General features: G+C 45.8%; 12 protein-coding genes. 3 read left to right on the forward strand and 9 right to left on the reverse strand.

All coding sequences use genetic code 11. The features are described from left to right. Positions 1 to 91: 91 nt before the first annotated feature. The 7 genes from ACPXXB_RS11925 to ACPXXB_RS11955 all read right to left on the reverse strand — a co-directional run bounded on the left by ACPXXB_RS11925 (position 92) and on the right by ACPXXB_RS11955 (position 6,020). Positions 92 to 352 (reverse strand): GIY-YIG nuclease family protein, encoded by a 261-nt coding sequence (locus tag ACPXXB_RS11925; RefSeq protein WP_423907689.1) that lies wholly within the window; start codon positions 350 to 352, stop codon positions 92 to 94. Next, a complete protein-coding gene (gene doeA / locus ACPXXB_RS11930; protein WP_423907691.1) occupies positions 349 to 1,533 on the reverse strand; it encodes an ectoine hydrolase DoeA in 1,185 nt (394 codons plus the stop codon). The genes ACPXXB_RS11925 and doeA overlap by 4 nt, the downstream gene beginning before the upstream one ends. A gap of 277 nt (positions 1,534 to 1,810) precedes the next feature. Further along, positions 1,811 to 2,692, reverse strand: coding sequence for a HalD/BesD family halogenase (locus ACPXXB_RS11935; RefSeq protein WP_423907692.1), 882 nt, complete (start codon positions 2,690 to 2,692; stop codon positions 1,811 to 1,813). A gap of 70 nt (positions 2,693 to 2,762) precedes the next feature. Further along, the gene (locus tag ACPXXB_RS11940) at positions 2,763 to 3,077 is read right to left on the reverse strand and encodes a hypothetical protein (protein ID WP_423907694.1); all 315 of its coding nucleotides are present in this window, start codon (positions 3,075 to 3,077) and stop codon (positions 2,763 to 2,765) included. Between the two features lie 53 nt (positions 3,078 to 3,130). Then, positions 3,131 to 3,697, reverse strand: a complete 567-nt coding sequence (dcd, locus tag ACPXXB_RS11945) for a dCTP deaminase (protein ID WP_423907696.1) — start codon at positions 3,695 to 3,697, stop codon at positions 3,131 to 3,133. Between the two features lie 34 nt (positions 3,698 to 3,731). Continuing rightward, on the reverse strand, positions 3,732 to 4,820 hold the full coding sequence (gene apbC / locus ACPXXB_RS11950) for an iron-sulfur cluster carrier protein ApbC (RefSeq protein ID WP_423907698.1): 1,089 nt from the start codon (positions 4,818 to 4,820) through the stop codon (positions 3,732 to 3,734). Between the two features lie 54 nt (positions 4,821 to 4,874). Further along, complete coding sequence (locus ACPXXB_RS11955) at positions 4,875 to 6,020, reverse strand: DNA adenine methylase (protein ID WP_423907700.1); 1,146 nt, start codon at positions 6,018 to 6,020, stop codon at positions 4,875 to 4,877. Between the two features lie 186 nt (positions 6,021 to 6,206). On the opposite strand from ACPXXB_RS11955, the gene ACPXXB_RS11960 reads away from it, so the two are divergent. From ACPXXB_RS11960 to metG, 3 genes are all read left to right on the forward strand, one after another. After that, positions 6,207 to 6,557, forward strand: coding sequence for a hypothetical protein (locus ACPXXB_RS11960; RefSeq protein WP_423907702.1), 351 nt, complete (start codon positions 6,207 to 6,209; stop codon positions 6,555 to 6,557). Positions 6,558 to 7,009: 452 nt separating this feature from the next. Beyond that, positions 7,010 to 7,432 (forward strand): hypothetical protein, encoded by a 423-nt coding sequence (locus ACPXXB_RS11965; RefSeq protein ID WP_423907703.1) that lies wholly within the window; start codon positions 7,010 to 7,012, stop codon positions 7,430 to 7,432. 94 nt (positions 7,433 to 7,526) lie between these two features. Further along, complete coding sequence (gene metG, locus ACPXXB_RS11970; RefSeq protein ID WP_423907705.1) at positions 7,527 to 9,587, forward strand: methionine--tRNA ligase; 2,061 nt, start codon at positions 7,527 to 7,529, stop codon at positions 9,585 to 9,587. A 303-nt stretch (positions 9,588 to 9,890) separates the two neighbouring features. On the opposite strand, the gene ACPXXB_RS11975 is transcribed toward metG, so the two are convergent. Together ACPXXB_RS11975 and ACPXXB_RS11980 are read right to left on the reverse strand one after the other, a co-directional pair. Then, the gene (locus ACPXXB_RS11975; protein ID WP_423907707.1) at positions 9,891 to 11,405 is read right to left on the reverse strand and encodes a trimethylamine methyltransferase family protein; all 1,515 of its coding nucleotides are present in this window, start codon (positions 11,403 to 11,405) and stop codon (positions 9,891 to 9,893) included. A 63-nt stretch (positions 11,406 to 11,468) separates the two neighbouring features. Continuing rightward, the gene (locus tag ACPXXB_RS11980; protein WP_423907709.1) at positions 11,469 to 11,900 is read right to left on the reverse strand and encodes an MmcQ/YjbR family DNA-binding protein; all 432 of its coding nucleotides are present in this window, start codon (positions 11,898 to 11,900) and stop codon (positions 11,469 to 11,471) included. Positions 11,901 to 11,974: the final 74 nt, after the last annotated feature.

The following is an 11,974-nucleotide window of genomic DNA, read 5'->3' on the forward strand; positions in this document are numbered from 1 at the left end:
ACTCGATAAAACGGTGAAGGTGCCGCATATCACGTCATGTCACGGCCGTACAGCACGGTATAGCCGTGAAGCCTGCTTCACCCCCACCTTTTCATACTCGTGGGTGGCTTACAATCAGCGTTTCTTTTTGGCAGCGGGTTAGTTTTTTTATTTCGATTTCTCGCTTACCGGCACTACTGCGTGTATGCCCATCTTCCTGATAGACCACTCTGATTGGCGTTCTGCCGTTAAAATACTTGGCGCCATGCTCGCCGCCGGCGTGCTCCTCAAACCGCCGTTCCACATCGGTGGCAATGCCGGTGTAATACGAATTATCGTTTGCTTCGATAATATAAATCGACCATGCCGTCATTTTTTTATAAACAATTCCCGCGGCACATCCGACAGCGTTTCAGCGCCGTTTTCAGTGACCACAAAACTTTCGGTAATTTCCATGCCCCAGTCATCCCGCCAAACCGCAGGAATGAAATGAAAGGTCATGCCCGGTTGTAAAAGAGTCTGATCGCCAGGACGCAAGCTCATGGTGCGTTCGCCCCAGTCCGGTGGATAGGATATGCCAATGGGGTAACCGCAGCGACTTTGTTTTTTAATGCCGGTGCGTTTTTCGAGTATCGAACAGAAGGTATTGGCAATATCCTGACACTGATTGCCCGGTTTGGCTTTTTCGAGTCCGGCGTTAATGCCTTCCACGACGGCTTTTTCTACATCAAGAAACCGTTGAGGCGGGCTGCCGAGAAAAATGGTGCGCGCGGTTGGGCAGTGATAACGTTTGTGGCAACCGGCGATTTCGAAGGAAGTGCCCTCGTCGGACTTAAATGGCTGGTCGTTCCAGGTTAAATGGGCTGCTGACGCATCCACGCCGGATGCCGCCAATGGCACAATAGCTGGATAATCGCCGCCATGCCCATCAATGCCAGTACAGCCGGCATGATAAATTTCAGCCACTATTTCGTTCTTAGGCAGACCGGGCTCGATGCGCTCTAAAATGCGGTGGTGCATTTTAGTGACAATTTGCCCGGCAATTTTCATGTAGTGGATTTCCTGTTCGCTTTTTATGGCGCGTTGCCAGTTGACTAATCCGGTGGCATCAACCAGCGTTGCCTCAGTCAGTCCATTAACCAATTCAACATGGGCCTGGGCGGAATACCAATAATTGTCCATTTCCACGCCAATACGTCCGGCGGCAAGACCGCGGTCGTTTAGTACGTCGACCAGTTCCTGCATCGGGTGGAGGGGTAAATTCTGCACCAGTTTTTCGTCGTAGCCATGCACATCGTCATCGGACATCCAAACAGTTCGATAGGCGCCATTGGCATCCTGGGAGCGCACAAAACAAAGTGGATTTCCGTCCATAGATAGAATCACGCACTGATGAACGTAGAATGACCAGCCATCGTACCCGGTTAGCCAGGACATATTCGATGGGTCGCTTACGATGAGGGTGTCCATGAATTTTTCAGCCATGCTGTTGCGCACGCGATCCAACCGCATGTCATATTCAGATCTTTCGAATGGCAGGTTTTTGGCGGTCATTTTCAGGTCTCAGGCGAGGTTGATTTATAACGCTGCAAAACTGTTCGATATGGTGTGTTCAAAAAACACGATGTGTTCCACTGATATACATAAAGACGGGCATATTTGCAATACGTTTTTATGCGCGCCAGACTCGCTCACAACCAGACCCTGTTTTCGTGGCAGTTGAAAAAGTGGCTACATGTCATCTGTAGCGGGCTTCGCAGTCAAGCACGGAAACACCAGGTTATTTCTCGCTATGGTCGAGATGACAACGAATGTGTGCAACCAATAGCGGTCAATCCATAAGATTGTCATTGCGTGATCGGTCCTGGTGATGGGCTTTTGCCAGCCTCCCATACAGTTGTTTAACACGTTGCTTGCTGCCTACTACATCGGGTTGCTCTGTGAATGACATGATTATCAGCAGGCGGTCGTCGTCTCCGGTGTTTTTCGTAACCTGATGCAGGGCATATCGGCCAAGGAAAAATTGCAAGTCGCCGGGTTTCAATTGCAGTCGCTTGACCCGATCACTTTTACCCTTCAAAACCTCAGCGACACCCGTGTAATTTTCATCATCCGCAGTGCGTATTGCCGGCGCGTATTCAAAATAACCACCGCTGGATGCGGGTTTCAATAACATGGTTATGGTGAATTCATTGGTATCAAAGTGCCAGTTAAATTGTGTTCCGGGGGAGCAGACGTTTATGATCATATTTGAGATCGGGTCGGCATAAATGTACAACTGGTCTTTGTCGAGGCAATCCGCCAAAAACCTGAGCAATGGATGCCAATGATAAAACTGACAGGCGTTAGTGGTCGGTTCAAATTGATCGCTGGTAATAAAGCCGTTGGTGCGGTCCATCATAATATTAACCGGATGGGTGTTCGGCAGGGATGGATCAGGCGTCGAGAAATAGGCGTTGGTTCGATTATTGTTGGAAAAATATGCTGTGCTTCGCCTCTCCAGTGCTTCGTTTAGAATTATTCCAAGACCAAATTCGTTTAAAAACCCATCCAGCAACGCGCAGCCATCATCAGCCAGGTCAGATTTTACTTTTTCAATAATCTTTTGTCGCACAGAATGTCCCGCATTCGCGATCGGATAGCGACCGTAATTGATTAAGTTCTTGCCGTCGAAGCCAGCCGCAGTGGTTTGCAAGTTAGCGATTATTGTCAATTTAAACAACCTTCAGTATAGTGGTCCAGCATTCTTTTGCTTGTCCCTGAGTTTCTAAGGAAATTTTGAATTAATCGGAGTTGCATAAGTCACTGCATAGATGAATTCGATTGATATCGTTTAGCAATCCATAAAAAGGCAACACATTCTTTAGGCGACGAACCAATGGAACGTACTCTAATTCCTTATCACCAAATTTGTGATCGCCCCGTCTGATATTCTGTTTCAATGACTTGATGTAATCCGCAATTTGCTGACAGTGGGGCGCCAGATCCACCAATTCATCATCAGGCTCTTCGCCTACACAATACGCCATTTCTTCAAGTTCGAAGATAGCCTCATCCAACAGCGCAAGATATTCAGAAATGGTCGTTGCGCTATACATAGATTGATCTTTCTTGGGGGTCCAGGATCTAAATCCTTGGGGGCATCTTTAGTTTAGGCCTTTGGCAGGGTGACGCCAGTTTGTCCCTGATACTTACCGTCTCGATCCCGGTATGAGGTTTCGCAGGGCTCATCGGATTCGAAAAACAGCACCTGGGCGATACCCTCGTTTGCATAAATTTTGGCCGGCAACGGCGTGGTGTTGGAAAATTCCAGCGTAACATACCCTTCCCATTCAGGTTCAAATGGGGTGACGTTGACGATGATTCCACAGCGCGCATAAGTGCTTTTCCCCAAACATATCGTTAAAACATTTCGTGGAATACGAAAATACTCAACCGTTCTCGCCAAGGCAAATGAGTTCGGCGGGATAATACAAACATCGCCAACAAAATCCACAAAACTGCTTGCATCGAATTGCTTTGGGTCAACGATTGCCGAATTGATATTGGTAAAAATTTTGAACTCGGTGGAACACCGAATATCGTATCCGTAGCTCGATGTCCCATATGAGATCACCCGGCCGTTTTCGGACTCGCGAATCTGCTCAGGCTCAAATGGCTCTATCATGCCTTCGGTTTCAGCCATTTGCCGAATCCACCGATCAGGTTTTATGGCCATTGTTTTTAATGGGCATTGCTTTTAATGGACATGACTAGTTCTGCTGGATTACGATATTAGGAAATTTTGAACTGAAATCTTTTTTACGCATAGCCAGTTTTGCCGTGGCATTGCGGGCAATCAATTTGTAGTTATCAGAAATCACACCATCCGGGTCAGCCACCAGTGTCGGGCGACCACCATCAACATTTTCCCGGATTGATCGGTCCAGGGGAACCTCGCCGAGGAAATCTGTCCCATACTGCTGTGCCATGCTTTTGCCGCCGCCGGCTCCAAAAATATGCTCCTCGTGGCCGCAGTTAGAACAAATGTGTGTGCTCATATTTTCCACCACGCCCAGCACCGGAATATCAACTTTCTCAAACATCTTGTAAGCCTTGCGCGCATCGATCAGGGCAATATCCTGGGGCGTAGTGACGATAACTGAACCGGACACCGGCACTTTTTGCGCCAGAGTCAATTGTGTATCACCGGTGCCAGGCGGCATATCCACAATCAAATAATCCAGATCATCCCATCGGGTATCATTCAATAGCTGCTCCAGCGCCTGGGTAACCATCGGGCCGCGCCAAATCATCGGCGATTCCTCATCCACCAAAAACCCGATCGACATGGCCTGGATATGATAACTGTTCATCGGCTGCAGGCTCTTGCCGTCTTTGGATTGAGGTTGGCCGCTTATGCCCAGCATCCGAGGTTGGCTTGGCCCGTAAATATCCGCATCCAAAATGCCGACTCTGGCTCCTTCTGCTGAGAGCGCCAATGCAAAGTTCACCGACAGCGTTGATTTGCCGACGCCGCCTTTGCCCGATGCCACGGCGATAATATTTTTGACCTCCTTCATCGGTTTTACCCCCTCCTGCACTTCGTGGGAGACGGTATTGGACGAAACCGTGACCGTCGCCCCTTCGACCGCCGCTTCAATCATAGCTGCTTCAATCATCTTGATCAACTCGGGCTCCCAGCTCTTTGCCGGATAACCCAATACGATATCGATGCTCACTTTATCGCCGTCAACCGTAATTTCATTTACCTCCTTACTCGACACCAGATCCTGGCTAGTATGGGGGTCGATAACACCGCTTAAAATTTCTTCAACCGTCTCTTGATTCAAATTTTTCATTTTAATGACTGAGTTAACTCACTGGAGGCAATCAAGTGTAGCACCTTGTTAGAGCTATTTCTCAATTAGAAAAATGAATTCACGGTTGGGTTCTTGAGTGTCTTTTAGCCACTCATTTGTCCATTTCATATCTGCCATTACGTTCTTTCTGTAATCAAGTTCAATTGTTTTGATTAGTTTTCCATGCTTTGTTAACACCGTATTTAATTGTTCCGAAATCGCCCGCCCCCCTGAACTATAAGACAAAGCAACATAACGGACATTGGCATTTTCAATCAGTTTATCTATGGAATTGACCGCAATATAATTCCCAGACTCGTCCTTCCTAAACTCCTCAAATACCGAGGCTGCAACCCGATCAGAGCTATCCTTTCTACGCATCGCCCTCCCAAACAATTCAGGCTTATCATTTTTAATAATTGTTGTCCAAAGATGGTAATAAGATGCATACCTGATCCTTGACGGCGGCATTTTCTCATTATTTGAGCCATATGGCGGATCAAAATATGCAAAATCTGCTTCAACAATTTTATTTGCGTTGAAAATATCATCCTTTATAACGATATTATCTTTGTCATTAACAAATAAGTTTGGCACTTGCAATCGCATATCCTTGAATGAACGAAAGGACCATTTTTTCAGGTATGAAGTAAAATGCCCTAATGTGCTGTCCACCACATCCATCGCAAGTAACAATGAAGTTAGTGCCACCGCTCTTTCTACTTCAGAAAGTTCAAGATCGTCTATCGCATCACGAATTGCATCTAACTTTCTTGTATTATGAATTTGCCAAGGTTTTTTACTTCCATCCTTTTGTATTGCACTGTCATCATCACCAACCATGCCCCCATAGTGTTTTGTAAACCACCCATCACGGCCCTTGATGGAATTCAGATGTTCAATAAGCTCATTATAGTAGGATGGTGAATTCTGGTTTTGTAAATAACACACGCCCAGAACATATGACCAATCTGAAATATCAGATAACGTTATTTTGTATCCGAGTTGTGCGAAAGCCTGTGAAACACGAGTTGTCCCAGCGAAGCCATCAAAAATCGTTTGAACTTCCAGTCCATCAAGGAGCGAAATTATGTGTGGTAATAATTTCAGTTTTGACCCTGCATATTTTATTCCTTGGGTTTTGGGTGTTGTTATGTTAATGCCTGGGAAAAGAGAAGGTGCATAATTAAGTGTCAGCATTGGTTTTTCTCATATCTTATTGATCTATCAAGATTTTTGCAGAATACCAGCTTAAATTATGCCGAATTTAGTAATCAGATAAATTTAGAAATTCTTGACATAAAGGCAAAGACACAGCATAGTTACATAGTTTCACTTAGTACATATAATTTTTTAACGCGAACATAAAAACTGGATGATAGTAACATGACAAAGAACGAAACAATAAACGTGATAAATAAACACTCAAAATCACAAATTTTAACGATGAAAAATACACACTTTGCAAATATAAATAATAAAAAAGATGTTTGGTGGTTTACCATACCATTGACAAAATTTGATAACGACTTGTATTTATTATTGAATAAAGTGAATGGATGTATTTGTTTAAAAATATCAGCAAATACATTTGAAGAGATTAGTAATGTGTTTAGAATAAAGCAGGGGAAGTGGGTAGATTTTGAAATATCATCAAATAAGCGTAATTATATGAAAGATGTCAAAAGTGGCGGAGCCAAGTATGATTTTAAAATACATGTTAAGCATGAATTTTAATTTAAGCCTCAAACAATTCGTTCCAGACGACCGTCAAAGCGGTGTCTGAATTCAAACGTTATATAGGTAATTCAATGACTCAAGAAGACTCTCTAAGTAAGCTTTTATCTCTCCTAAATAATGAACTGGAAAAAGGTACAGACTTGGTATAACTCTAAGTGTTGGTAATAATAAATATTGTGCATTATTACGTATTGTCCATACTTACATTTTGTTTTTGTGCACTTTATTAATATCGGGAACAATATTTTTTTACTACTCAATATTAGAATGGCCTGACCCAGTTCGATATAGTGGGGGTGGAGCATTTTCACGTTTGATTAAAGCTATTTCCAATATGTTCATTTCCCTTGGACCTATCTTTACGTCTTGCTTTTTTGGACTCATTTCAATGTTCATGCTAGTTGTCGTGTTTGCGCTGTACAATAATTACCAAATTGGAGATTACAAACATGAGCCAAGTAATTAGAATTACAGAACATTTATACCAACGTCTTGCTGCATACGTTGAAGGCTTTGAAACGCCATCACAAGTTATTGAAAGGATATTAGATTTTTACGAAAATGAAAGCAATATAAAACCAAAACCAATGAACTATATAAAAGAAGAGTCTATAGAAAGGGCTGCTAATCTTGAAATTATTTATTACCCAATTAATAAAGCAAGTAAGTTCAAAAAAAAGCTTATTAAAAATAAAAGGGCATATATTAAACTTTCCAAAATGAACGGTGATAGCGAAATTAAAGAATGGAACGCCAATAAATTTACTGAATCATCCGATATATTAAACAATTTGCGAGGTGGTTATCTAAGAGGTTGGAGAGATAGAGGTATATTTCGAGCAGAACTGTCAACAAACAGAGATGACTTATAAAGAATATTGCGATACCCGCTACGATGCAAAACGTTACTATTTATGAGGAGGAATATGTTTTTTACATTATTGCTAGTTACATGTTTCTGCTTCCATGACACAACCAATTACCCCCCCCCCAGCCACAAGAAAAATCCTGGTCACCAGCGCCTTGCCCTATGCCAACGGCCAAATCCATCTGGGCCACTTATTGGAATATATTCAAACCGACATCTGGGCTCGTTTTCAAAGGTTGCGCGGACACGAATGTTATCTGGTGTGCGCCGATGATGCTCATGGAACGCCGATAATGCTGAAAGCGGAGCAAGAAGGCATCACTCCCCAGCAACTAATCGATCGAGTCGGCATAGAGCATAAACGTGATTTTGATAAATTCCTGGTTTCTTTTGATAACTATTACAGCACTCATTCTGCGGAGAATAAATATTTTTCCGAGTTGTTTTATCAGCGACTCAATGACAAAGGGCATATTACCCGACGAACCATAAAACAGCTTTTCGATCCGGAAAAACAAATGTTTTTACCCGATCGCTTTGTCATTGGCGCCTGCCCCAAATGCAACTCCGCGGATCAATATGGCGATAATTGCGAAGTTTGCGGCAGCACTTACGCGCCAACCGACTTGATTGATCCAAAATCTGTGGTCTCGGGGGCCACGCCGGTGCAGCGTGAATCGGAACAACTGTTCTTCAAACTCGGTGATTTCAAGGATTTTATCCTGAATTGGCTCAATGGCCATACCCAAAAAGAAATCGCCAACAAGCAAAAAGAATTGTTCGACGAAGAAATGTTCGAATGGGATATCTCCCGCAATGCCCCCTATTGGGGCTTTGAAATTCCGGGCGAAAAGGGCAAATACTTTTACGTATGGATGGATGCCCCGATCGGCTATCTGGCCAGCTTCAAAAACCTGTGCGACCGAAAAAACCTGGATTTCGATGAATACTTTCAAGTGGGAAGCGATTGCGAGCTATATCACTTCATTGGCAAGGATATCGCCCGATTCCATACCCTGTTCTGGCCGGCACAGATGTATGGCGCGGATTTTCGCACCCCGGATGGGGTATGGGCGCATGGATTTTTAACGGTCAACGGCCAGAAAATGTCCAAATCCCGAGGCACTTTCATTATGGCCAGCACTTATTTACATCACCTCAATCCTGAATATCTGCGCTATTACTTTGCCGGTAAATTGGATAATTCTATCGACGATTTAGACCTCAATCTGGACGATTTTCAAACCCGGGTGAATTCCGATTTGGTTGGCAAACTGGTCAATATCGCCAGCCGCTGCGCCGGCTTTATTTCGAAAAACTTCGACGGCAAGTTAAGCGATTCCCTGCCCGATCAAAAGATGTTCGATCAATTTGTTGCTGCAGGAAATAGTATTGCGGAATCTTTCGAGGCGAGACGATATGGCAAAGCAGTGCGAGAGATTATGGCTTTAGCCGATAAGGCGAACCAGTATATCGACCGCCAAAAGCCCTGGGTTCTGGTCAGGGAGGATGAAACCAGGGCGCAAGTGCAGCCTGTCTGTACCCAGGGTCTCAATTTATTTCGCTTGTTGATAATCTATTTGAAACCGGTTTTGCCGCGCACCGCGGAAAACGTTGAACGATTTTTGAAGGTCTCGCCATTGGCCTGGGGCGACAGCCTGACTCCGTTGCTGGACCACGAAATCAATCGTTTCAAGCCTTTATTGACCAGAATCGAAAACAAGGCAATCCAAAAGATGGTAGATGAAACCAAGACGGAGCAGGGAAAAGATCAAAACGCGGAGAAAGTGTCAGATAAAGTTAAATTGCCACTGTCTGACCAACCTATTGCCAGCCAAATCAATATTGACGATTTTTCCAAACTGGATTTACGCATTGCAAAAATCCTGAAAGCGCAAAAGGTTGACGGCGCGGATAAATTGTTGCAATTAACCCTCGATCTTGGCGGCGAAACCCGCAATGTATTCGCCGGAATTAAGTCGGCTTACCGCCCTGAAGAATTAGACGGCAGACTGACTGTGATGGTCGCCAACCTGGCGCCGAGGAAGATGAAGTTTGGCGTGTCCGAAGGGATGGTTCTGTGTGCCGGGCCCGGCGGAGAGGATCTGTATCTGCTTAACCCGGATGAGGGGGCCGTGCCTGGAATGCGGGTAACCTGACAATGTGGGTCGCCGCCACGGATGGCGGCGGTTAGGCGGCGTCTGGAACACGCCGCCTAACCCAAGGTGTATCCGAACCAAGGTTGCTCACCTATGAAAGGTCGGTGATTGTGTTGGTTCGGCTTCAATCGCTATTCCAATCGCCACGGCTTGTTAACGACACAAACTCATTAGGAGTTTGCTCGCCTGGTCGGCGCCAATCCACATCGCCTAAGCGGCCGGCCATACTTGCGCGAATTGCCATCGCCAATAACGACTATGCGTGAGAGGGAAGGCATTGTTTGTTCATGCTGCTTGGGAAATTCAGCTCGCTAGGCGACGTCGATTAACGCGCCGTTTCCGGGTTGTCTCTTTTACCGCCAAGGTTCGCACCCAGCCCTCAGGCAGAGCTGAATCACCCTTAACCAGATCATCGAATTCGGCGCGTATCTGTGCATCCACCGGTTCATCCAACGCGGCAGTATTGGTCGTCGACAGGATATCAAGCGCCTTATTCATAGCCCGTTGGTGGGTAGTGGAAGCCCCTTCTTCAAGCCATGTTTCACGCAACTTTCGATCCGCTATTTCCGGCATAAAGGTAGCGGTGGTCATCCGCTCCAGAGTTTCAGGGTTGGCGGCAAACACCCCCGCCGGCCCGGTCTTCTTGATTTCGTCCAGCGCCATGTTTTCTGTGGGAAAATCGAATCCCTGCCGGACCCGCTTAATCATCAGCGCAATTTCGTTGTCAATCACAACCTGCCCAAAATCAAACGACATCAAGGCATCCAATAACCCGCCCATAACGATGAATCCGACCCCGGATACCGCGCCCAACAGCGGTGACATGCCTTTTTCAAACCCGGTTTGGGCATCGCTGATCTTCGAGTTGGTCAGCCCCAGATACCCCCCCGAAGGGACATTATAATACCTCCCCATTTGACACACTGCGGCATTCATCATCCCAATCTCGATTGCCCCCGGCGCATAGGCGCCATCTCGCATATCTGCAAAAACCGGCAGGAAATTGTAGATCAGCGAGGTCCCGGGCCTGGACATTTGTGCCAAGGTCGCCGCTGCCAACCATTCTGCATTCATTAATGTCAACATCCCGGACAAGGTCAACGGCGTGCTGAGTCCGCCCATCGGCGCGATGGTGCCATATGCAGTGATACCCTTCTCTGCGTAAAACATCAGCATTTCGGTACTGTCGTAGTCCATGGTCAAGGGCGAGACGATGGAGCAGTAACCGAAGTTAATGAACGGGCGTTGCCAAAATGCTTCTTTCGATCCGGCAATCAGCTCCCCCAGTTTCAGCACCTGCCGTGCTTCACGCACATCAATGACTGAGGTGCGCACCGGTTTTATACAATTCTTCAAAGCCGGGTAGAAGCGCGACAGGCTGAATTGATCTTTCGGGGCATCATCTGCCAATACGGATATGGAAAACACATCAAATCCAGGCAAGTGATTAACCAGATGCCCGATATTCGCAATATCGTGCGAAGTGGCTCGACGAGCAACCCCGCTTACCGGATCGACAATATCCGGCGCCGAGCTCGCGGTAGCGATGACTGGCAGCTCTCTCGGAAAAGTAATGTCGTAATCAGGATCGCGCGCATGAAACGTAATTATCGGCGGCACCATTGAGCGGAAATGCTCAACCACCGTAGACGGGATTTTCACGATCTCGGTACCAGGGTCGACCTGAGCGCCAAACTCGGCAAATCGATGCCGGGCTTTTTCGTTTCGCACCAGCAGCCCTACCTCCTCCAGTATCTCTAAGGACGCATGGTGAACAGTTTTCGCCTGGGAGTCATCAATGAAACTAAAAAATTGCATCGCGGTCTGCCTTAAACTGAGTCTGCCCAGTTTACCGTTATTATCCAGTTACCGCAAACATGATTACTTCAAACTCGGTCCACTTTCGTGCCACATTCGATCAGTGGATAGCCCATAAAGTTCCAGTTCACTATATCTTAACGCCAAGTATTGCCGATCAGTTTTCATTAGCCCGTTCACTACCAGCATATAAGAGTGATCAATCATGTATTGGATTTCATTTTCCGGTATCGACCCGTCCAGCAAAAGCGTATTCCAATGTTTTTTGTTCATATGCCAGCCTGGAATGACCGAATCATAAATTTCCCTGAATAATTGCGCCTGGTTGGGGTCACATTTTAGATTCATATTCCAAATGCCGTTCACTCGGGATAATGTGGCAAACATTTTCCCGCGCACTTTATAGACCGCCACATCCAGTTTGAATGGAAAATCCTCATATGCTTCCGGTTTTTTTAATGCCAGTTGTCGGTAACGCTGTTTATTTCCGCCCAAACCCTATCCTCGCATAGACTAAAAAAAGCACCCTGAACATGTTGTACAAATACGAGCGTTTTCAGGGACTCCGG

The sequence above is a fragment of the Candidatus Spongiihabitans sp. genome (assembly GCF_965237845.1).
Taxonomy (GTDB): Bacteria; Pseudomonadota; Gammaproteobacteria; order Arenicellales; family Poriferihabitantaceae; genus Spongiihabitans.

Excerpts from the sequence above, each read along its gene's own strand:
- ACPXXB_RS11925 (WP_423907689.1), bottom strand. The coding sequence starts at position 352 with ATGACGGCATGGTCGATTTATATTATCGAAGCAAACGATAATTCGTAT.
- doeA (WP_423907691.1), bottom strand. The coding sequence starts at position 1,533 with ATGACCGCCAAAAACCTGCCATTCGAAAGATCTGAATATGACATGCGG.
- ACPXXB_RS11940 (WP_423907694.1), bottom strand. The coding sequence starts at position 3,077 with ATGTATAGCGCAACGACCATTTCTGAATATCTTGCGCTGTTGGATGAG.
- dcd (WP_423907696.1), bottom strand. The coding sequence starts at position 3,697 with ATGGCCATAAAACCTGATCGGTGGATTCGGCAAATGGCTGAAACCGAA.
- apbC (WP_423907698.1), bottom strand. The coding sequence starts at position 4,820 with ATGAAAAATTTGAATCAAGAGACGGTTGAAGAAATTTTAAGCGGTGTT.
- ACPXXB_RS11955 (WP_423907700.1), bottom strand. The coding sequence starts at position 6,020 with ATGCTGACACTTAATTATGCACCTTCTCTTTTCCCAGGCATTAACATA.
- ACPXXB_RS11960 (WP_423907702.1), top strand. The coding sequence starts at position 6,207 with ATGACAAAGAACGAAACAATAAACGTGATAAATAAACACTCAAAATCA.
- ACPXXB_RS11965 (WP_423907703.1), top strand. The coding sequence starts at position 7,010 with ATGAGCCAAGTAATTAGAATTACAGAACATTTATACCAACGTCTTGCT.
- metG (WP_423907705.1), top strand. The coding sequence starts at position 7,527 with ATGACACAACCAATTACCCCCCCCCCAGCCACAAGAAAAATCCTGGTC.
- ACPXXB_RS11975 (WP_423907707.1), bottom strand. The coding sequence starts at position 11,405 with ATGCAATTTTTTAGTTTCATTGATGACTCCCAGGCGAAAACTGTTCAC.